Here is a 20430-nt window from a genome sequence, read left to right as displayed (position 1 = left end):
TGGCCCGCTGTTTTGTCGTTAAATAATGACAGACCGACAACCTCGCACTAAGGCGAGAGGGGCTGACGAGTGAATCGGGTATGGCCGCACTTGAGACACGGCGAAATAGCCTTAACATGGGTGATCAGCTCGCGGTGGCCACATTTCTCACACACTAAATTACCCAGTCCGACGAGCTCACCGGCTTCATAGACCCCCTGGTGCTGCAAATCGTCCATCACCTCATGCCACTCAATCTGGGTTTTGTCGGTAATTTCAGCCAGCCCTTCCCATATTGTCTCGCGTACCACGTTGTAAAACGGGCTCTCGCTCAACGGCACCGAACTGCTGTCGGCATGCTCCCCGAACTCCTGCAAGTCACGCTTGAGATAGGCAGAAATCAGTGCCAGCTCATCTTTGGTCATATCACTGGCCGCCTGACGGTACTGCTCTGTCACCTCCGCCCAATGCTTGAGTTCATCCGGGCTATGCTTGAGCGTTTCTTTCACCTGCTCCAGAAGCGCTTCATATTCTGCTTGCCGCTTAGCCATCGTTCTCCTCCTTTATTGCTCCAGGCCGAACTTTGCAGCCTGTTTGGAGTGATAACCTTGTAGGTTACCAACAATTCGCCACCGAAATGATTTCAGCTATTGTTGACACCTTTACCTTTAGTTATTCTATGTCGATTATATTGAATGTGTTTGTACTCAACTCACAAAATCCCGGATGCCATCGATGCAAGAACAATATCGTCCACAGGACATTGAACAGAAAGTTCAGGAACATTGGGACAACAATCAAACATTTGTTGTGACTGAAGACGCTAATAAAGAGAAATTCTACTGTCTCTCTATGTTCCCGTACCCAAGTGGCCGACTGCACATGGGCCACGTGCGTAACTACACCATCGGTGATGTGGTTTCTCGTTACCAGCGCCTACAGGGCAAGAACGTCATGCAGCCAATCGGCTGGGATGCCTTCGGCCTACCGGCAGAAAACGCCGCAGTGAAAAACAAGACTGCGCCGGCGCCTTGGACATACGAAAACATCGAATACATGAAGAACCAGCTTAAGCTGCTGGGCTTCGGCTACGACTGGAACCGCGAATTCGCGACCTGTACCCCAGAATACTACCGCTGGGAGCAGGAGTTCTTCACTAAGCTGTACAACAAAGGCTTGGTATACAAGAAGACCTCTTCTGTTAACTGGTGTCCAAACGACCAGACAGTACTGGCTAACGAACAGGTTGAAGACGGCTGCTGCTGGCGTTGTGACACGCCTGTAGAGCAAAAGGAAATCCCACAGTGGTTCATCAAGATCACCGAGTACGCACAAGAGCTACTTGACGACCTTGATCAGCTAGATGGCTGGCCTGAGATGGTTAAGACCATGCAGCGCAACTGGATCGGCCGCTCTGAAGGCGTTGAGCTTGAGTTCAACGTTATTGGCCAGGACAAGCCGCTTGAAGTCTACACCACCCGCCCAGACACCCTGATGGGCGTGACTTTCGTAAGCATTGCTGCGGGCCACCCGCTAGCCGCTTTTGCTGCCCAGAACAACCCTGAGCTTGCTGCTTTCATCGACGAATGCCGCAACACCAAGGTTGCCGAAGCAGAACTGGCCACGATGGAGAAGAAAGGCATGGCCACTGGCCTGACTGCTATCCATCCGCTTAACGGCCGCGAAGTACCTGTGTACGTTGCCAACTTTGTCCTAATGGATTACGGCACAGGCGCAGTAATGGCTGTTCCAGCCCACGACCAACGCGACTACGAGTTCGCGACCAAGTACGGCCTGGACATCATGCCGGTTATCAAACCTGCTGACGACAGCGAGCTGGATATCAGCGAAGCGGCCTACACGGAAAAAGGCATCCTGTTCAACTCTGGCGAGTTCGACGGTTTGGATTTCCAAGGCGCGTTCGATGCAATCGCAGCGAAACTGGAAGCAGAAGGCAAAGGCACCAAGACAGTTAACTTCCGTCTACGTGACTGGGGTGTGTCTCGTCAGCGTTACTGGGGTGCTCCAATCCCAATGGTCACCACTGAAGATGGCGAAGTACATCCAGTGCCAGCTGACCAGCTGCCTGTGATCCTGCCTGAAGACGTGGTAATGGACGGCGTTACCAGCCCAATCAAAGCGGACAAAGAGTGGGCGAAGACCACCTTTAACGGCGAACCGGCTCTACGCGAGACTGACACGTTCGATACGTTCATGGAGTCTTCTTGGTACTACGCACGTTACTGTTCACCACAGGCTGACGACATTCTAGACCCAGAAAAAGCAAACTACTGGCTACCAGTAGATCAGTACATCGGCGGTATCGAGCACGCTTGTATGCACCTGCTGTACTCTCGCTTCTTCCACAAACTGCTACGTGACGCAGGTTACGTAACATCTGACGAGCCGTTCAAGCAGCTGCTATGTCAGGGCATGGTACTGGCGGATGCGTTCTACTTCGAAACCGAGAAAGGCGGTAAAGAGTGGGTGTCTCCAACAGACGTAACTGTTGAGCGTGATGGCAAAGGTCGTATTGTCGCGGCAAAAGACAACGAAGGTCGCAGCGTTGAGCACTCAGGCATGATCAAAATGTCTAAGTCTAAGAACAACGGTATCGACCCGCAGGAAATGGTCGACAAATACGGTGCCGACACCGTTCGTCTGTTCATGATGTTCGCATCACCAGCTGACATGACCCTTGAGTGGCAGGAATCTGGCGTTGAAGGCGCAAACCGCTTCCTGAAGCGTGTATGGAAACTGGTGAAAGAGCACACTGAGAAAGGTGCCGTTGAAGCGCTTGACGTGGCAACACTGTCTGGCGATCAGAAAGCCCTACGCCGTGACGTGCACAAGACTATTGCTAAAGTAAGCGATGACATCGGCCGTCGTCAGACATTCAACACCGCTATCGCAGCAGTGATGGAGCTGATGAACAAGCTGGCGAAAGCGTCTCAGGACAGCGCACAAGACCGTGCTCTACTAGACGAAGCGCTAAAGGCTATCGTACGTATGCTGTACCCAATGACTCCACACATCTGTTTCGAAATGTGGGAAGCACTGGGCGAGAGCAACATCGACAACGCCGAGTGGCCGGTTGCTGACGAGAAGGCGATGGTTGAAGACGAGAAGCTGATTATCGTTCAGGTAAACGGCAAGCTTCGCGCCAAGTTGACTGTTGCAGCCGACGCAACCAAAGAGCAAGTAGAAGCACTTGCCATGGCTGATGAAAGCGTTACCAAGTTCACTAGCGATGTAACCATTCGCAAAGTGATCTACGTACCGGGCAAACTACTGAACATTGTTGCGAACTAACAAGCGTTCCCATTGCCTAACCTGTGGCTCCCTCGCGGAGCCACAGATTTACCGGCTCACACATCCCACATTAGAATTACCTGCGTCAGCCGGTCAGTTTTCACCCTTTATCATGGAGCAGACTCGGTGTTAGCTTTATTTTCTATCAAAAGCACTATCCGATCCCTTACGGTCGTTATGCTGGCATTGCTAACAGCATCCTGCGGCTTCCACCTTCGCGGCAACTACATGCTGCCCGACGACATTGCCAAATTATCCCTGACCAGTTTCGACCCATACGGCCAATTGACGCGCCAAGTCGAATCCCAATTCAAACTGCACGGCATTGAACCTGTGCAACCATCTAGCAATGTCCCTAACCTGCACCTGATCAGCGAATCAACCGGTGAACGCACCTTGTCGCTCTATCAGAATGCCCGCGCCGCTGAGTACGAACTGACTTATACCGTCAACTACAGCATTGTCGTACCAGAAAAAGGCCGCCAAGCCTACACCACCCGTGTTAACCGCACTTTCCTCGACAACCCGCTGACAGCACTGGCTAAATCAGTGGAGCGCGACATGATTGAAGATGAGATGCGCCAGCAAGCCGCTCGCCAGATCATGCGCCAGCTAGCCCGCCTGACTGCGGTATTCAACCAAATGGAAGAGGCTGAGCTTAAGGCCAAACTGGAACAGGACAGCAAGACCAGCACCACATTGCAGGTTGAATCTGCACAATGAGGATTTACCCTGAACAACTGGCGCAGCAGCTCGGCAAAGGGCTGCGCCAAGCCTACCTGCTGTTTGGCAACGAACCCTTGCTAAAGCTCGAAGCCAACGACCAGATCCGTCAAGCTGCCACGGCGGCAGGCTTTGACGAGCGCCATGCCTTCACCGTCGATGCCCAGCTCGACTGGAACCAGGTTATCGACTGCTGTCAGGCAATGAGCCTGTTCTCATCGCGCCAGCTCATTGAGCTGGAGCTGCCCGAGGCCGGCCTTACTGTCCCGCAGACAAAATCACTGCAAGAGGTTATCGACTGCCTCAATCCGGATATCCTGCTGGTTTTGCAAGGGCCACGCCTGAACAAGAAGCAAGAAGCAGCCAAGTGGTTCAAGGCGTTGGAGACCAACGGCCTCTACATTCCGTGTAATACCCCAGAAGCCAAATTCCTGCCCCGTTTCATCCAGGGCCGCTGCCAGCAACTCGGGCTCAAGCCAGATCTAGAATCGGTACAGATGCTGGCCCAATGGCACGAAGGCAACCTTCTGGCACTTGCGCAGAGCCTGCAGAAACTGACCCTGCTCTACCCTGACGGGGAGCTGACGATTCTGCGCCTTGAGCAGGCTCTGAGCCGCCATAACCACTACACGCCGTTTCAGTTGCTCGACGCGCTGCTGGCAGGACAAGCCAAGCGCAGCCAGCGGGTATTGCGCCAGCTAGAGGGCGAGGGCGTCGAGGCAATCATCCTGCTGCGCACCTTGCAGCGTGAGTTGACCCAGCTTTACAAAATGCAGGAGATGGGCAGCAAAGGCACACCGCTGAGCAAAATTTTTGAGAATTTCCGCATCTGGCAAAGCCGCCGCGAAATCTACATCGGCGCCCTACACCGCCTGCCGCTACCCGTCATTATCCACTTGCTGCAACAATTGGCGATATTGGAAGTCAAAGTGAAAACAGACTTCGATTTTTCGCCCTGGAGTGCGCTGTCGGCGATCTGTGCCCAAATGTGCGGCATCAGGCTACCAGCCGCCTAAACTGTGTAAAGATATAGCCAAAGGCATATCGAACAGGTCGCTGCATGCTATACTGCGCCGCTCCATCGCGGCCAGGCATGCAGCGGTCGCAACGTTACAAACAATACTGATACGAGGGGATCCCTTTGCAGGTTCAAGAACTACACGATTTTATTGTTGATAAAGTAGACGACATCAAAGCCCAGGACATCATTACCCTGGATGTACGTGGCAAATCCAGCATCACCGACTTCATGGTGCTATGTACTGGTACGTCAAACCGCCACGTAAGCTCAATTGCCGATCACGTTAACAAAGAATCCAAGCTGATTGACTACCCTCCTTTCGGGATCAGTGGCGAAGAAGATAGCGAGTGGGTAATCGTCGATATGGGCAGCGTGATCCTGCACATCATGCAAGAAGATGCCCGCAACCTGTACCAACTCGAGAAGCTTTGGGGCTAATCGATGAAGTTACAGTTAATCGCCGTCGGCACGAAAATGCCGAAGTGGGTAGAGGAAGGTTACAAGGAATACAGCCGCCGCTTCCCTAAAGACATGCCGTTGGAGCTCATCGAAATCTCTGCTGGCAAACGAGGTAAAAATGCCGATATCGCCCGAATCTTGCAAAAAGAAGGCGAAGCGATGCTGGCAGCCGTTCCCAAAGGCAACCGGATTGTCACCCTGGACATTCCGGGCAAGCGTTGGGACACCGAGCAATTAGCCGAGCAGCTCGAGAGCTGGAAGCTCGACGGCCGTGATGTGTCGATTCTGATTGGTGGTCCGGAAGGACTGGCACCGGCATGTAAAGCCGCTGCGGATCAGAGCTGGTCACTGTCACCATTGACACTGCCCCACCCGCTGGTGCGTGTGGTCATGGCAGAAAGCCTGTACCGGGCCTGGAGCATCACTGCCAACCACCCATACCACAGGGAATAACCGACAATGAGACAAAAGCGAACACAGATCCGCGACCATCGGGCTGAGTCGGCGTTGTTTTTCCGCCGGGCTCTTGTCTCATTTGCCGGCATCGTAGTCCTTGTCGCTATTCTGCTCGCCAACCTCTATCACATTCAAATCAGCGAGCACGAAGATTATCAGACCCGTTCCAACGACAACCGGATCAAAATCGTTCCGGTTGCCCCGAACCGCGGCCTGATCTACGACCGAAATGGCATACTGCTGGCAGAGAACCGCCCTGTCTACTCGCTGGAGATCACCTCGGAAAAAGTGCCAGACATGGCCGATACCTTCGCGCGCCTGAAGGTTTTGATGGGGGTGACCGACGACCAAATCGAGCGCTTCGAGCGCGAACGCCGCCGTACCCGCCGGTTCAAGTCCGTGCCGCTGCTCAACCAGATGACCGATGAACAGGTCGCTCTGTTTTCCGTCAACCAGCACCGCTACCCCGGCGTCGAAGTAAAGGCTTACCTCAAGCGCTACTACCCATACGGCGAGGCATTGACCCACGTCATCGGATATGTCGCCAAAATCAACGACCGCGATATCGAACGCCTTGAGCGCGAAGACAAAATCAACAACTACAAGGCGACCCGAGATATCGGCAAGCTCGGCGTTGAAAAATATTACGAAGATTTGCTGCACGGCACCTCCGGCTACCAAGAAGTCGAGGTTAACAGCCGTGGCCGAATCATTCGCACCCTAAAATACGTCCCGCCGATCCCCGGCAAGGACATCAAACTCAATATCGATATCGAGCTACAGCTCTATGTCCAAGAACTGCTGACCCAGCGCAAAATCGACCCCGATACCGGCCTTGAAGTCATCAAGCACAAACGCGGCTCGGTCGTGGTCATGGATCCTCGAGACTCCTCTGTGCTGGCGATGGTATCAAGCCCAAGCTACGATCCTAACCTGTTCGTCCACGGGATCTCCGGCAAGAAATACCGCGAACTGCTCAACGACAAAGACAGGCCGCTGGTCAACAGGGTCACGCTAGGGATCTACCCGCCTGCGTCGACCGTCAAGCCAATGATTGCCGTTGCCGCCCTGACCGAAGGGGTGATCACAACCCGTACCACCCGGAACGACCCGGGGTACTGGCGGATCCCGAACTCCAACAGCCGACCGTTCCGCGACTGGCTGCGCTGGGGCCATGGCAAGGTCAATATCTACAAGGCCATCGAGGAATCTGTTGATACATTCTTCTATCAAGTGGCCTATGATATGGGCATAGACCGCCTGTCCAGTTGGATGAGCCGCTTTGGCTACGGTGAATACACCGGCATTGATATCCACGAGGAGAGCAAGGCCAACATGCCGACCCGCGAGTGGAAGCAGGCCCGTTTCCGCCAGCCGTGGTATCAGGGCGATACCATTCCGGTCGGCATCGGGCAGGGCTACTGGACGGCAACGCCATTGCAAATTGCCAAGGCCACGACCGTACTGGTAAACAATGGCCGAGTGCAGGCGCCTCATCTGCTCAAAGATGTGATTGACGAAAATGTCGAAGTACCAGCCAAGTACGACGATTTCCCGCCAATCGACAATGTTGCGCCAGAGGACTGGGACGTGGCCAAAGAAGGGATGCTGAAAGTGCTGTACGGCAAACGGGGTACCGCTCGCCGCGCCTTCTACGGGGCACAATACAAGGCTGGCGGCAAGTCTGGTTCGGCGCAGGTATTTGGCCTCGCGGAAGATCAGGAATACAACGCCGATGAACTCGAAGAACACCTGCGTGACCACGCCCTGTTCACGGCATTCGCCCCGTTCGAAAAGCCAACCGTCGTGGTCTCGATGGTCTTGGAGAATGCCGGCGGCGGCTCCTCCAACGGCGGTCCGTTGGCCCGTAAGATCTTCGACCATATGCTGGTCAAGCCCGCGACCGCGGATCCGATTGAGCAGCTGGTTGCCCAGAAAATAGCAGAGGTAAGCCGATGAGCATCATGGCTGCAGCAGGCGCCAAACGTACCCTCAGTGACCGTCTTCACTTGGATTTCCCGCTTCTTGCGGGGATCCTTGTCCTGATGGGGTTCGCCCTGATGGTGATGTACAGTGCCAGCGGCCAAAACCTAGAGATGATGGAGCGGCAGGCGGTACGGATGCTGCTCTCGCTCGGGGTGATGTTTGTCCTTGCCCAAATTGCCCCCCGCCACTACGAGACCTGGGCCCCCTATCTGTTCGGGGTCGGCCTGCTGCTCTTGCTCGGGGTGCTGCTGTTCGGCGAGGTATCCAAAGGGGCGCAACGCTGGCTCAACCTCGGGGTGGTCAGGTTCCAGCCCTCGGAGCTGATCAAGCTGGCTGTCCCGTTGATGGTCGCACGGTTTATCGGTAACCGTCCCCTTCCCCCCAGCCTGAAAAACATCACCATCGCCCTCGTGCTCATCTGCGTCCCAACCATCCTGATCGCCAAACAGCCGGATCTCGGCACTTCGATCCTTATCGCCGCCTCGGGTGTCTTTGTCTTGTTCCTCTCCGGCATCAACTGGCGGATCATCGCCCTTGCCGGAAGCTTGCTCGGGGCCTTTATTCCGGTATTGTGGTTTTTCCTGATGCGTGATTACCAACGAACCCGGGTGCTGACCTTATTCAACCCTGAATCTGACCCGCTCGGGGCGGGTTATCATATTATCCAGTCTAAAATTGCTATCGGCTCCGGCGGGCTCAATGGCAAGGGATGGCTGCAAGGTACCCAGTCCCAACTCGAATTCCTGCCAGAGCGCCATACCGATTTCATTTTCGCGGTGATTGCCGAGGAATGGGGACTGATTGGTGTATGCAGCCTGCTCGCTATCTACCTGTTCATCATCGCCCGCGGCCTGATCCTATCAAGCCGAGCCCAGACGGCTTTCGGACGCATGATGTCCGGCAGTATCATGCTGAGCTTCTTCGTGTATATCTTTGTCAATATCGGTATGGTCAGCGGGTTACTTCCGGTCGTGGGGGTTCCGCTACCACTTGTCAGCTATGGTGGCACCTCAATGGTTACCTTGATGGCCGGTTTTGGTATCCTGATGTCCATTCATACCCATAGAAACATGTTGTCCAAGGCGACCTAAATGCGCATTACCCCTATTTTCCTTGCCCTGCTGATTGCTGGATGCAGCTCAACCCCGAGTGACGAGCGCTACGAGCTGGCCGATGACGTCGCACCGACATCATCACCAACGCTGGATCACATCGAAGATGCCCAGCCCCGCTACGAGCCTTTCAGCCTCGCGGGCAACAAGGATTACACCCTGCGCGGCAAAGACTACAAAATCGTCCGAGGCGATCAGCCATTCATCGAGGAAGGCTATGCCTCATGGTACGGCCAGAAGTTTCATGGCCATAAAACCTCCAATGGCGAGATCTACGACATGTACTCGATGACAGCGGCCCACAAGACCCTGCCGCTGCCGAGCTATGTCAAAGTCACCAATACCAAGAACGGCAAAACCGCCATTGTCCGAGTCAACGATCGCGGGCCGTTCCACGACGGACGGATCATCGACCTCAGCATGGCGGCAGCGGCTCGACTCGATGTCATCAAGAACGGCACAGCGCCGGTACGTATTGAGCTGATCCGAATAGCAAAGCCCGCCAACCCTGATGAGTGGCAATCGGCCAACCCGAATTTCTATTTCGTCCAGCTGGCAGCGGTCACCGATGCAGAGAAGGCCGAGGCGATGGCAGCCCAGCTCAAGCAGGAATTTGCCAGCCCGATTGATACTCAAAAATCCGATGCCGGTGAAGTCTACCGGCTCCGCTTGGGACCGTTTATCGACCGCGATGAGGCAGTATCACTGCGCGACAAGGCAAAATCGAGCCATTACCCGCAAGCTTTTATCATCACATCGAAACGTGAATTGGAACCAAAATCGTAATTTGATATCCAATATGCATACAATGTGGCAGCTTTTTGCTGCCCATTGTTGTTTTTTACCCCAACCAAATGTCAAAATTTGGCAATCATCACTCCTCACAGCGTCATATCTGCGGCCAATACTGGCCTGTCATTGACAATCTGATATAGTGTGTGGAGTTTTTTTGCAACTGACAAAATTAAGTTACAACCACCATGAAGAAATCTGCTGCACTTTTCCGCTCGGTCGCTATCTCAGCCACCTTGCTGGCTTCAGCAAGCGCTGCGGCTGCACCAGCGGTTGTCCCTGAAGCACCTCAAATCGCTGCCAAGGGCTACGTCCTGATGGATTACCATTCAGGTAAAATTCTGGCTGGCTATAAAGAGTTCGAACAACTGCCACCAGCAAGTTTGACCAAGATGATGACCAGCTACGTTATCGGTCAGGAAATCAAGCGCGGCAATATCTCGATGGATGATACTGTTGTCGTAAGCAAAAACGCTTGGGCTAAGAACTTCCCAGGCTCTTCGAAGATGTTTATCGAAGTCGGTAGCGAGGTTAAGGTTTCAGATCTCAACCGCGGTATCATCATCCAATCAGGCAACGACGCCTGTGTTGCGATGGCTGAACACGTTGCCGGATCAACCGACTCGTTCGTTGATCTGATGAACGGTTGGGCCAAGAGCCTGAAGATGGATTCAACCCACTTCGCCAACGTTCACGGCCTGGACAATCCGAACCTATACACAACACCATACGACATGGCGTTGCTGGCTCAGGGCCTGATCCGCGATGTACCAGAAGAGTTTGCCATCTACAAGGAGAAATCCTTCACTTACAACGACATCACCCAGTACAACCGCAACAGCCTGCTGTGGGACAAGAGCCTGAACGTTGACGGTCTGAAAACAGGCCACACCAACAATGCCGGCTACAGCTTGGTGAGCACGGCAACAGAAGGCAAAATGCGCCTAATCTCTGTCGTGATGGGCACCAAGAACCCGAATGCCCGTAAGGCCGAGAGCAAGAAGCTGCTGAACTACGGCTTCCGTTTCTTCGAAACTGTGTCACCGCACAAGGCCAACGAGACGTTCGTTACCGAAAAAGTATGGATGGGTGACACCGATGAAGTGGCACTTGGCGTCGCCGAAGATACCTTCGTGACTCTGCCTCGCGGCCAGACCAAAGATCTTGCTGCCAGCTTTGTTCTTGAAAAAGAGCTGAAAGCACCGATCAAAAAAGGCGACGTAGTCGGTAAGCTATACTACCGCGTAGGGAACGAGGATATTGCCGAGTACCCGCTGATTGCCTTGAACAATGTCAACGAAGGCGGCATCTTCAGCCGTTTCATCGATTACATCGTTTTGCTATTCAAAGGCTGGTTGAACTAACCTAGCGATAAGCAACACAAAGAGGCAGCCACGGGCTGCCTCTTTGCTATCGGCCTGCCGCCTGCGGCCAAGATGGCTTGAGAAAAGCGGCCTGAGCCTTTAATATGCACAGCCTAAAACGCAACATCTATGCAAAACCTCGGAGTTCAGCATGCAGCAGCAAGAACAGGCAACACTGAAAGATCTGTTAGAGTTCCCTTGTAAGTTTACTTACAAGGTTATGGGTTACAACAAACCTGAACTGGCCGATCTCGTTGTTGAAGTGATCCAGCGCCACGCGCCGGGCGATTACACCCCTGACGTTAAGCCTAGCGGCAAGGGGACCTACAGTGCCGTATCTATCAGTATCACCGCCACGTCGATTGAGCAGGTTGAAACCCTGTACAAAGAACTGGGCGACATCGATATTGTCCGCGTCGTTCTGTAAGCCTAATCCCCTATAAATTGGCGGCTGTAAATTCAGCCGCCAAGTTTTATAATGTATCACCCAACACCCAGGTGGGGGTGTCTCTAACAGGCTGGGCTTATGGGCCTTACGGATGTGACTTTGAACAATAACATCATCATTCGAAATCTTGGTCGCCGCGACTACGAGCCAACGTGGCAGGCCATGCACCAATTCACCGATCAACGGACAGCTGACAGCACCGACGAAATCTGGCTGGTTGAACACAACCCCGTCTTTACCCAAGGGCAAGCCGGAAAAGCCGAACACCTGCTCAACACTGGTGATATCCCTGTCGTCCAAAGTGATCGTGGCGGCCAAGTGACCTATCATGGTCCGGGCCAACTGGTGGCCTATATCCTGATAGACCTGCGCCGCAAGAAACTTGGCGTTCGCGATCTGGTAACCCATATCGAGAATACGGTCATCAATACCCTGTCCCACTTCGGGATCGAATCTAACGCCCGCCCTGACGCACCGGGTGTGTATGTCAACAACCAAAAGATATGCTCACTGGGGCTGCGGATCAGACGCGGCTGCTCTTTTCACGGTCTGGCACTCAATATCAACATGGATCTGGCCCCATTCCTGCGTATCAACCCTTGTGGTTATGCCGGGATGGAAATGACGCAAACTGCGTTGTTGGATGGGCCTTCAGAATTAGCGGAAGTTCAGCCGGTACTAGTAAAAGAGCTGGTCAAACTGCTCGATTACCAGAGCGTTGAGTGGAAAACGGAAAGCAATTCATGAGTAAACCAATCAAAATTGAACAAGGTGTCAAATACCGTGATGCCGACAAAATGGCCCTTATCCCGGTTCGCAATGTCGCTGAGGAAGAAGCGCCAAAAGAGACCCTGCGCAAGCCAGAATGGATGAAGATCAAGCTGCCGTCTGACAGCAAGCGCATCCAGGAAATCAAATCGGCGATGCGCAAGAACAACCTCCATTCGGTATGTGAGGAAGCATCTTGTCCGAATCTGGCAGAATGCTTCAACCACGGTACGGCAACCTTCATGATCCTTGGTGCAATCTGTACCCGCCGCTGCCCGTTCTGTGACGTGGCCCACGGCCGTCCACTGCCACCGAATGCCGAGGAACCGACCCAGCTGGCGCAGACCATCGCCGACATGAAGCTTCGCTACGTTGTCGTAACGTCAGTGGACCGTGATGATCTTCGCGACGGCGGTGCCCAGCACTTTGCCGACTGTACCCGCGAGATCCGCGCCAAGAGCCCGGGCATCCAGATCGAAACCCTGGTTCCCGATTTCCGAGGCCGTATGGACCGCGCGCTGGAAGTTTTGCGCGACAACCCGCCAGATGTATTCAACCACAATCTGGAAACCGCCCCACGCCTATATCGCAAGGCCCGTCCGGGAGCTAACTACCAGTGGTCGTTGGATCTGTTGAAGAAATTCAAGGAAATCCACCCTGAGATCCCAACCAAATCAGGCCTGATGATGGGTCTGGGCGAGACCAAAGAAGAGATCATCGAGGTACTGAAGGATCTTCGCGCCCACGGTGTGACAATGCTGACTCTAGGCCAGTATCTGGCACCAAGCCGCCATCACCTGCCGGTAGAGCGTTTCGTGCCGCCTGAAGAGTTTGACGAACTAAAACAAATCGCACTGGATCTGGGCTTCACCCACGCAGCCTGCGGCCCGTTTGTCCGCTCGTCTTACCATGCAGATATGCAAGCTCGCGGCGAAGAGGTCAAGTAAGACCATATTCTCGCGCCATAAAAAAACGCTGCCTAGGCAGCGTTTTTTATTATCCCTAAATCCTTTCCGGGCAAATCCGGCAGGATCGGATTACTTGCGGTTGTCTCGCTCAATGGCCGCCATCATCACCGGCACCATGCTTTCCAGTGCTTCTTCGGTAATCGGCTTGCCGTCGGCATTGGTGATATTGATCGAGGTACGGTTGCCCAAATCACCCAGCAAGATATTGTAGGTACGGCTATCTAGCATAATTGGCTTGGTACCCAACTCAGTCCAGAATTCATCATCCTGTGACTTGAACTTCACTTCCACTTCACCTTGTGAGCGGTTGCGGCCTTCCACAGAGAATCCAATCTGACCAAGAATTTCAGGGAAACGCTCCCAGAACACGGAGTACGGAGCACGGGCAATAATAACCGGCAGACCGCTACGATCCTGACCCATTGAGATCGGGATCTGCTTGACCAACTCCTGAGCTCGCAGACGAGCACGATCGCGCTCTTCCTGATCATAACGAGAAGTGATCAAATTGGTCATCAGCGTGCTGTAACGCTCTTTGTTGTCCGCGGTTACCGGCTGCTTGACCCCACCTTCACGCCAATCGATCAGCTCAATCTGGTAGCTGTTGCGGCTAGGCTCTGCCGACCTCGTGATCCGGTAGCGACTGCCAACTTCACTGTCTTCGTCAGCATTGGTCCAAGTGACCCAGTCTGTGACCATCTCATTGGCACCTTCGCTAACAAGGGCAATATTTTGCTCAGCCACCACTTTTTGGGTCAGTCCCCAAATGTCGCTTAGCTCTTCTGGCTTGCTCAGCAATAAAACCACGCCCTGCTCGGTTTTTACTGTTCTGGCACCCGGAATCAAAGCCAATACCTGTTGCGGTGGGCGGATATCCACCGCAGCCCCGACACCGCCGTTAAACTGGCGGGCTGGGATGGCATAATCCGAAACCTGAAAAGGCTGCGCATTCGTTGGCATGTTCCAGGCCTGCAAAGGCTCGGTCTTGAGATAGTTAAAATCCTGGTTGGCTTGGCGGCGCTGCTCGGCTCCACCAGAGCACCCCGCCAATGTTGCTACAGCGACGGCTGCAGCCACCAGCTTATACTTGTAATTCATTCGCTTTCCTACGCTCTAAAGCCGGTTGCCCATTACCTACAGCAGTACGTTCGCATCCTTCAGCGCTGCTTCGACCACTGGTTGGGCATTTTCACTTAGCTTGGTCAGCGGCAGGCGTAAATCGCCATACGTGATCAAGCCCAATTGATGTGCTGCCCATTTTACCGGGATTGGGTTTGATTCAACAAACAATTGCTTGTGCAATGGCATCAGACGTTGATTGATCTCACGAGCCGCGTCCATCTGGCCGCTTAATGCCAGCTTGAACATCAATGCCATGTCTGGTGCAGCAACGTTAGCGGTCACCGAAATAACCCCGTGGCCACCCTCGTCGAGGAAGTCCAACCCCGTCGCATCATCACCGCTCAATTGGATAAACTCAGGCCCGCAAAGTTCCCGGGTTTTTCTCACCCGTGACAAATCCGCCGTCGCATCTTTAATACCAACGATATTGTCCAGCTTCGCCAAGCGAGCAACAGTTTCCGGCAGCAAGTCAACACCGGTACGGCCCGGTACATTGTAAAGGAACTGAGGCAGCTCTGTTGATTCCGCGATTGCCTTATAATGTTGGTACAAACCTTCTTGAGTTGGTTTGTTGTAATAAGGTGTGACACTCAGGCAACCGACAATGCCGGTATCGCTCATCAATTTGGTCATGGTGATGGCTTCGTGGGTGGCGTTTGCCCCCGTACCGGCCAATACAGGCACTCGGCCCTGTGCGTATTCCACGGTCTTCTGAACGACCTTGACGTGCTCATCGACGGTCAGGGTCGTCGATTCGCCAGTTGTCCCCACGGAGACAATAGCGTCGGTACCTGCCGCGATGTGATATTCTACCAACGACGCCAAACTGGCGTAGTCTACTTCACCGTTCTCATCAAACGGCGTGATCAGCGCAACCATACTGCCTGAAAACATATCCTTACTCCCCTTGAATAACTATCGACCCGGCATCCTTATCTTCGGGGGCTCCAGGGTCTGGTGATCTCTCAAAAATTACCCGGTAAATCCTGAAAAACGCTCAAATTCCCGTACCGGGATACTATAAGCATTTTTCAGGCGCTACCCAAAGAGCAATGGTGTCATCCAACAGCTCCGTATCATCCAGTATAAGAGCACGTGCCTGTGCTCAGAACGAGGCAAACCGGTTACGGTGCCGCATAAAAATGAAAGGTCAATGATTGAAAGTCCAACAGCCCCTAAATATGCCACAAAAGCGAATAATAAGGCGGCCAAGAGAAACCATACTACTTTTCAGTAACAGTAAACTCAAGCCAGAGTTATGTAAATTGAAGATCCCTAACTCCTTGCCGAAAGCCTAATTTTGCAGCGTTGGCACTTGGCTCGGCAGATGGCTGTGCTACCATGCATCAGGTACTCATAACATGATGTAATCAATATGGAACATTATTTAGTCGTCACTGCTGTCGGAAAAGACCGCCCAGGTATCTCCGATGAGATTATCCGGTTGATCACCCAGTGTGGCTGCAACATCATCGACAGCCGTCTGGCACTGCTTGGCAGTGAGTTTACCCTGTTCATGTTGCTGTCTGGCAATGCCAACGCTATTACCCGGGTCGAGTCGACTTTGCCGCTCACCGCGCTTGAACACGATTTACTGACCGTGATGAAACGCACCAGCAAGCATGAGCAACGCTACTCACCATACAGTGCCGAGTTTCATGTTGAAGCCAATGACAGTCCGGGACTGACCGAACCCTTTACCCGTTTCCTGGCCGCCCGAGGCCTCAGCATCGCTTCGCTCAGTGCGCAAACCCTCGAGAGCAACACCCCAGAAACCGCCAACACGTTTCAGCTGCTTATTGGCACTACCCTGCCTGAAGGCTGCAACCTAATGACACTACAAGAAGAATTTGAAGTGCTTTGCCATACCTTACAGGTAACAGGCAAAGTCACCTTCGTCGGTCACAACCAATAAGGATACCAATATGAAGACCTTGACCGCCGGCACGGCTGCCCCAAACTTCACATTGAACAACCAGAACGGCGATCCTGTCAGCCTTGCCGATTTCAAAGGAAAAAAAGTTCTGGCCTATTTCTACCCGAAAGCCATGACCCCGGGTTGTACGGTCCAAGCCTGTGGCCTGCGCGATAGCAAGACAGAGCTGGATAGCTTCAATGTCGAGGTTCTGGGGATCAGTATCGATCCGGTTAAGCGCCTGCCGAAGTTCATCGAGCGCGACGACCTCAACTTCACCCTGCTGTCAGACGAAGACCATGCCGTTGCAGAACAATTCGGTGTCTGGGGGGAGAAGAAATTCATGGGCAAGGTTTACGACGGCCTGCACCGCATCAGCTTCCTGATCGACGAGAACGGGGTGATCGAGCACGTATTCGACAAGTTCAAAACCAAAGACCACCACGACGTCGTCCTAAACTACCTCAAAGACGCCCAATAACAGCGGCTAACCCCGAACCATAAAAAAGGCCGCAATATTGCGGCCTTTTCTGTATATCGTATTCACTACTCGCTCGAAGCGGGCTCTTCGCTAAACTCAGCGGACGACAGCGCATGCCAAACGGCCTTGACCAAGGTTGCCAGCGGAATGGCAAAGAACACGCCCCAGAAGCCCCACAAACCGCCGAACACCAACACCGAGACGATGATCGCCACAGGGTGAAGATTGACGGCCTCGGAAAACAGCACCGGAACCAACACGTTGCCATCAAGGGCCTGAATAATGCCGTAGGCTACCAGCAGCCACCAGAAATCAGGGCTGATCCCCCACTGGAACAAGCCGACCATCGCCACCGGCAAGGTCACGGCAGCGGCCCCGATATACGGGATCAGGACCGAAAAGCCCACCAGCACCCCAAGCAGAACCGCATAGCGTAGGCCCATCACCTCGAACGTCACGTAGCTGGCGATGCCGACAATAAAAATCTCGGTAACCTTGCCGCGGATATAATTCGAGATCTGCTCGTTCATCTCGGCACCGACTTCGCTCGCCAGGCGGCGGTTACGGGGCAGGAATCCCTTGAGCATCGCCATCATCTCGTCTTTGTCCTTAAGCAGGAAAAAGACCAGCAGTGGTACCAGGATCAGGTATACCGCGATTGTCGCCAGGCTGACCAGTGATGAAAGCGAGCCTTTGAGGACGCTCTCCCCCATCCCCATCACCTTGTCGCGGAAAGTCATCATCACCGAGCTGATCTGGTGGGGCTGGACGAAATCAGGGTAACGCTCCGGCAAGCTCGACACATATTCCTGCAGGCCATTGAACATATTCGGGAGCTCAGCAACAAGATTGGCGACCTGATGCCAGATGGTTGGCATCAGCCCGAATACCGCCATCACCATCAGGCCGGCAAAAACCAGCAGCACCAGCGTCACGGCCGGTGTGCGAGGCAAACCAAGGCGGGTGAGTTGGCTTACCGGCCATTCGAGCAAATAAGCCAAAACAATCGCCACCAACAGCGGTGCGATGAGGTTCCCGAAAAAGTAAATAGTAAGAAATCCCCCTAGCAAAATAGCCACTAGGCTCACGGCATGGGGGTCAGAGAAGCGTCGCTGATACCAGCGGGTCAGCATATCGAGCATAAGTGTTTACAACCTTTTGGTCACAGTGATTAGCAGCCGATGCGGGCTGTCTTCAAGCGTGTTCAACGAAAAATTACGAGTAGAAGAGAAGTAACGGGGAATATCCTGCCTTGCCCCCGTATCAATGATGAGGATCGCCAATGCATCGCCCGGACTGAGCGATTCTGCTGCTCGCTTTGCCAGCAGCAGAGCCATCGGGCAACGTTCCTTGGTTAAATCGAGCATTGAAAGATCCCTTTCCTTGTACTGACATCTTGTCTCCATCAGGTTATTGTAAATGACAACGACAAGACAAAAAAGAAACCAGACAAAGGTTTCGTTGTCATACCCCCTTATATGGGCTCCATTCAGGATTGATTTAGCCTCGCAGTATGCGACAGCAAGAAGGCGGTATAATTATTACTATGACTCTATTCGCTAAAGCACCAGCCTATTTTCTTATCGGTGCATTGCTAGGGACCAGCTTGCCCGCGACGGCCAGTGATCCCGCCCAGTTGCCTGAGATAGGTACGGCCGCAGCCTCGACCCTGACCATCGAGAAAGAAATGGAATACGGCGATGCCTACATGCGCATGATCCGCGCCAGTATGCCGGTGATCAGCGACCCCTTACTTTCCGACTATATTCAAGATCTTGGCCATCGCCTCGTTGCCAACGCCAACGGTGTCAAAACCCCTTTTACCTTTTTCATGATCCAAAACCGAGCCTTGAATGCTTTCGCCTTCTTCGGCGGGCATGTTGCCGTTCACTCTGGGCTCTTCCTTTATGCCAAGAGCGAGAGCGAGCTCGCCTCGGTGGTCGCGCACGAAATTGCCCACGTTACCCAACGCCACCTAGCTCGGAGCATGGAAGACCAAGCCCGCAAATCACCGGCTACGATGGCTGCTCTTATCGGCTCGCTGATGCTGGCCATTGCCTCGCCGGAAGCAGGGATGGCGGCAATCCATGCCACCACCGCAGCCTCGGCCCAGGGACAGATCAACTATACCCGCAGCAATGAAAAAGAAGCCGACCGGATCGGTATTGCGACCTTGGCCAAGTCCGGCTTCGATGTTCAGGCTATGCCGCGATTCTTCGGCCGCTTGGCCGACGAGTACCGCTATGCCAGCACACCGCCACCGATGCTGCTGACCCACCCATTGCCTGAATCCCGGATTGCCGACAGCCGCAGCCGCGCTAACCAATACCCAAAGACCAACGTCGGTTACTCAGAGCGCTACCATCTCGCCCGCTCGCGGATCATTGCCCGGTTTGCCGGACTAGACAGCGATGCCGCGCTGAATTGGTTCGATCGCCAGCTCAAACGCGCGACCCCGCAGACCCGAGATGCGCTCAACTACGGCAAGGCCATCGTCTACATTGACAGCGGCAAGTACCAGCAAGCTCAGGCGTTATTGTCCCCATTGCTGGCCAAGGAGCCCAACAACCGTTTCTATATCGATACGGCCACGGATCTCGATCTCTACCAAAAACAGTATGGCAGGGCGATAAAGCGGCTGGAGAATGCCCTCAAATCCGCGCCAAGCAACAATGTCCTGCGGCTCAACCTGGCCCATACCATGCAGGAGGCAGGGAAGTATAGCCAAAGCATCCCAATCCTGACTCGGTACACCCATGACAACCCCGATGATCCCAATGGTTGGCACATGCTGGCACAAGGTCAGGCTGCCGTTGGTCGACGGGATGCAGAACTGGCGGCAAGGGCGGAATTGTTCGCTCTTAACGGGGCCTGGCCCAAGGCTATCCAGAACTACATTCAGGCCAGCCAGCTGGTCGAAATCAATTCATTGGACCAAGCTCGTTACGATGCTCGAATCGACCAGTTAAGGCTCGATCAGCAGCGGGCAGCCAGCCTGCAACGCTAACCTTTTCGCTCGTCCTGCCAATGCAGGACGGGCAAACGCGATCCCTGCCATTGCGTTGCGTCCGCCATCGTATACAATAGTGCAACATACTAAAAACAAACTGCTTTGTTACCTCCCTGCCATTAGCGATGGCAAGAGCCGACAACGCCGAGGAAGATAACCACCATGTCAGTCACTATTTACCACAATCCTCGCTGCTCCAAGAGCCGCGAAACCCTCGCTCTGTTGGAAGAACGCGGGATCTCCCCAACAATCATCAAGTATTTGGAAGACACGCCATCGGCAGAGCAACTCAAGACCCTACTGAGCCAGCTGGGTTACGGCAGTGCCCGTGAGATGATGCGAACCAAAGAAGATACCTATAAAGAGCTCGCCCTTGGCGATGCATCAGTGTCTGAGCAACAGCTGATCGAGGCGATGGCAGCCAACCCCAAGCTGATCGAGCGCCCGATTGTTGTCAACGGCAACAAGGCCGCAATGGGCCGTCCGCCAGAGCAAGTGCTGGATATCCTTTAAT

At 53.8% G+C, this 20430-nt stretch carries 21 protein-coding genes; 16 read left to right on the top strand and 5 right to left on the bottom strand.

The annotated features are described in order from the left end of the window. Positions 1-47: 47 nt before the first annotated feature. Positions 48-530, bottom strand: a complete 483-nt coding sequence (locus tag ABT56_RS08760) for a zinc ribbon-containing protein (RefSeq protein WP_047878508.1) — start codon at positions 528-530, stop codon at positions 48-50. Between the two features lie 184 nt (positions 531-714). Between ABT56_RS08760 and leuS the strand changes: the two genes are divergently transcribed. From leuS to lipA, 12 genes are all read left to right on the top strand, one after another. Further along, complete coding sequence (gene leuS, locus ABT56_RS08755) at positions 715-3291, top strand: leucine--tRNA ligase (RefSeq protein WP_047878507.1); 2577 nt, start codon at positions 715-717, stop codon at positions 3289-3291. A gap of 126 nt (positions 3292-3417) precedes the next feature. Then, positions 3418-4014: an LPS-assembly lipoprotein LptE gene (locus tag ABT56_RS08750; RefSeq protein WP_047878506.1), complete on the top strand. Its 597-nt coding sequence runs from the start codon at positions 3418-3420 to the stop codon at positions 4012-4014. Then, complete coding sequence (gene holA, locus ABT56_RS08745) at positions 4011-5030, top strand: DNA polymerase III subunit delta (protein ID WP_047878505.1); 1020 nt, start codon at positions 4011-4013, stop codon at positions 5028-5030. The genes ABT56_RS08750 and holA overlap by 4 nt, the downstream gene beginning before the upstream one ends. Positions 5031-5155: 125 nt before the next feature. After that, positions 5156-5473: a ribosome silencing factor gene (gene rsfS, locus ABT56_RS08740; RefSeq protein WP_047878504.1), complete on the top strand. Its 318-nt coding sequence runs from the start codon at positions 5156-5158 to the stop codon at positions 5471-5473. A 3-nt stretch (positions 5474-5476) separates the two neighbouring features. Next, positions 5477-5947, top strand: coding sequence for a 23S rRNA (pseudouridine(1915)-N(3))-methyltransferase RlmH (rlmH, locus tag ABT56_RS08735; RefSeq protein WP_047878503.1), 471 nt, complete (start codon positions 5477-5479; stop codon positions 5945-5947). A 6-nt stretch (positions 5948-5953) separates the two neighbouring features. Then, positions 5954-7909 (top strand): penicillin-binding protein 2, encoded by a 1956-nt coding sequence (gene mrdA / locus ABT56_RS08730; RefSeq protein ID WP_047878502.1) that lies wholly within the window; start codon positions 5954-5956, stop codon positions 7907-7909. Then, complete coding sequence (gene rodA / locus ABT56_RS08725) at positions 7906-9027, top strand: rod shape-determining protein RodA (protein ID WP_047878501.1); 1122 nt, start codon at positions 7906-7908, stop codon at positions 9025-9027. The genes mrdA and rodA overlap by 4 nt, the downstream gene beginning before the upstream one ends. Beyond that, positions 9028-9834, top strand: coding sequence for a septal ring lytic transglycosylase RlpA family protein (locus tag ABT56_RS08720; protein ID WP_047878500.1), 807 nt, complete (start codon positions 9028-9030; stop codon positions 9832-9834). Positions 9835-10028: 194 nt separating this feature from the next. Further along, positions 10029-11204, top strand: coding sequence for a serine hydrolase (locus ABT56_RS08715; protein WP_047878499.1), 1176 nt, complete (start codon positions 10029-10031; stop codon positions 11202-11204). A gap of 151 nt (positions 11205-11355) precedes the next feature. Further along, the gene (ybeD, locus tag ABT56_RS08710) at positions 11356-11631 is read left to right on the top strand and encodes a DUF493 family protein YbeD (RefSeq protein WP_047878498.1); all 276 of its coding nucleotides are present in this window, start codon (positions 11356-11358) and stop codon (positions 11629-11631) included. A 99-nt stretch (positions 11632-11730) separates the two neighbouring features. After that, positions 11731-12399, top strand: coding sequence for a lipoyl(octanoyl) transferase LipB (gene lipB / locus ABT56_RS08705; RefSeq protein WP_047878497.1), 669 nt, complete (start codon positions 11731-11733; stop codon positions 12397-12399). After that, positions 12396-13367, top strand: coding sequence for a lipoyl synthase (lipA, locus tag ABT56_RS08700; protein WP_047878496.1), 972 nt, complete (start codon positions 12396-12398; stop codon positions 13365-13367). The genes lipB and lipA overlap by 4 nt, the downstream gene beginning before the upstream one ends. Before the next feature lie 90 nt (positions 13368-13457). Here lipA and bamC read toward each other — a convergent pair whose 3' ends face one another. Together bamC and dapA are read right to left on the bottom strand one after the other, a co-directional pair. Continuing rightward, positions 13458-14486 carry an outer membrane protein assembly factor BamC gene (bamC, locus tag ABT56_RS08695; protein WP_047878495.1) on the bottom strand — a complete coding sequence of 343 codons (1029 nt, stop codon included), beginning with the start codon at positions 14484-14486 and terminating at the stop codon, positions 13458-13460. A gap of 36 nt (positions 14487-14522) precedes the next feature. Then, positions 14523-15404, bottom strand: coding sequence for a 4-hydroxy-tetrahydrodipicolinate synthase (gene dapA, locus ABT56_RS08690; protein ID WP_047878494.1), 882 nt, complete (start codon positions 15402-15404; stop codon positions 14523-14525). 481 nt (positions 15405-15885) lie between these two features. Between dapA and ABT56_RS08685 the strand changes: the two genes are divergently transcribed. Continuing rightward, positions 15886-16425, top strand: a complete 540-nt coding sequence (locus ABT56_RS08685) for a glycine cleavage system transcriptional repressor (protein ID WP_047878493.1) — start codon at positions 15886-15888, stop codon at positions 16423-16425. Between the two features lie 10 nt (positions 16426-16435). Continuing rightward, positions 16436-16906: a thioredoxin-dependent thiol peroxidase gene (gene bcp, locus ABT56_RS08680; RefSeq protein ID WP_047878492.1), complete on the top strand. Its 471-nt coding sequence runs from the start codon at positions 16436-16438 to the stop codon at positions 16904-16906. A 65-nt stretch (positions 16907-16971) separates the two neighbouring features. On the opposite strand, the gene ABT56_RS08675 is transcribed toward bcp, so the two are convergent. Together ABT56_RS08675 and ABT56_RS08670 are read right to left on the bottom strand one after the other, a co-directional pair. Then, positions 16972-18048: an AI-2E family transporter gene (locus ABT56_RS08675; protein WP_047878491.1), complete on the bottom strand. Its 1077-nt coding sequence runs from the start codon at positions 18046-18048 to the stop codon at positions 16972-16974. Between the two features lie 6 nt (positions 18049-18054). Next, entirely contained in the window at positions 18055-18273 is a 219-nt protein-coding gene (locus ABT56_RS08670) for a sulfurtransferase TusA family protein (RefSeq protein ID WP_084722199.1), read from the bottom strand. 179 nt (positions 18274-18452) lie between these two features. Between ABT56_RS08670 and bepA the strand changes: the two genes are divergently transcribed. Together bepA and arsC are read left to right on the top strand one after the other, a co-directional pair. Continuing rightward, positions 18453-19913 (top strand): beta-barrel assembly-enhancing protease, encoded by a 1461-nt coding sequence (bepA, locus tag ABT56_RS08665; protein ID WP_047878516.1) that lies wholly within the window; start codon positions 18453-18455, stop codon positions 19911-19913. 165 nt (positions 19914-20078) lie between these two features. Next, positions 20079-20429: an arsenate reductase (glutaredoxin) gene (gene arsC / locus ABT56_RS08660; RefSeq protein ID WP_047878489.1), complete on the top strand. Its 351-nt coding sequence runs from the start codon at positions 20079-20081 to the stop codon at positions 20427-20429. Position 20430 lies beyond the last annotated feature (1 nt).

This window comes from Photobacterium aquae (assembly GCF_001029445.1).
GTDB classification, from domain to species: Bacteria; Pseudomonadota; Gammaproteobacteria; order Enterobacterales; family Vibrionaceae; genus Photobacterium; species Photobacterium aquae.
This window is presented reverse-complemented; position numbering and strand designations above follow the sequence as displayed.

Excerpts from the sequence above, each read along its gene's own strand:
- dapA (WP_047878494.1), bottom strand. The coding sequence starts at position 15,404 with ATGTTTTCAGGCAGTATGGTTGCGCTGATCACGCCGTTTGATGAGAAC.
- bamC (WP_047878495.1), bottom strand. The coding sequence starts at position 14,486 with ATGAATTACAAGTATAAGCTGGTGGCTGCAGCCGTCGCTGTAGCAACA.
- leuS (WP_047878507.1), top strand. The coding sequence starts at position 715 with ATGCAAGAACAATATCGTCCACAGGACATTGAACAGAAAGTTCAGGAA.
- ABT56_RS08760 (WP_047878508.1), bottom strand. The coding sequence starts at position 530 with ATGGCTAAGCGGCAAGCAGAATATGAAGCGCTTCTGGAGCAGGTGAAA.
- rodA (WP_047878501.1), top strand. The coding sequence starts at position 7,906 with ATGAGCATCATGGCTGCAGCAGGCGCCAAACGTACCCTCAGTGACCGT.
- ABT56_RS08720 (WP_047878500.1), top strand. The coding sequence starts at position 9,028 with ATGCGCATTACCCCTATTTTCCTTGCCCTGCTGATTGCTGGATGCAGC.
- ABT56_RS08675 (WP_047878491.1), bottom strand. The coding sequence starts at position 18,048 with ATGCTCGATATGCTGACCCGCTGGTATCAGCGACGCTTCTCTGACCCC.
- ABT56_RS08715 (WP_047878499.1), top strand. The coding sequence starts at position 10,029 with ATGAAGAAATCTGCTGCACTTTTCCGCTCGGTCGCTATCTCAGCCACC.
- bepA (WP_047878516.1), top strand. The coding sequence starts at position 18,453 with ATGACTCTATTCGCTAAAGCACCAGCCTATTTTCTTATCGGTGCATTG.
- lipA (WP_047878496.1), top strand. The coding sequence starts at position 12,396 with ATGAGTAAACCAATCAAAATTGAACAAGGTGTCAAATACCGTGATGCC.
- ABT56_RS08685 (WP_047878493.1), top strand. The coding sequence starts at position 15,886 with ATGGAACATTATTTAGTCGTCACTGCTGTCGGAAAAGACCGCCCAGGT.
- rlmH (WP_047878503.1), top strand. The coding sequence starts at position 5,477 with ATGAAGTTACAGTTAATCGCCGTCGGCACGAAAATGCCGAAGTGGGTA.
- holA (WP_047878505.1), top strand. The coding sequence starts at position 4,011 with ATGAGGATTTACCCTGAACAACTGGCGCAGCAGCTCGGCAAAGGGCTG.
- ABT56_RS08670 (WP_084722199.1), bottom strand. The coding sequence starts at position 18,273 with ATGCTCGATTTAACCAAGGAACGTTGCCCGATGGCTCTGCTGCTGGCA.
- bcp (WP_047878492.1), top strand. The coding sequence starts at position 16,436 with ATGAAGACCTTGACCGCCGGCACGGCTGCCCCAAACTTCACATTGAAC.
- ybeD (WP_047878498.1), top strand. The coding sequence starts at position 11,356 with ATGCAGCAGCAAGAACAGGCAACACTGAAAGATCTGTTAGAGTTCCCT.
- arsC (WP_047878489.1), top strand. The coding sequence starts at position 20,079 with ATGTCAGTCACTATTTACCACAATCCTCGCTGCTCCAAGAGCCGCGAA.
- lipB (WP_047878497.1), top strand. The coding sequence starts at position 11,731 with ATGGGCCTTACGGATGTGACTTTGAACAATAACATCATCATTCGAAAT.
- mrdA (WP_047878502.1), top strand. The coding sequence starts at position 5,954 with ATGAGACAAAAGCGAACACAGATCCGCGACCATCGGGCTGAGTCGGCG.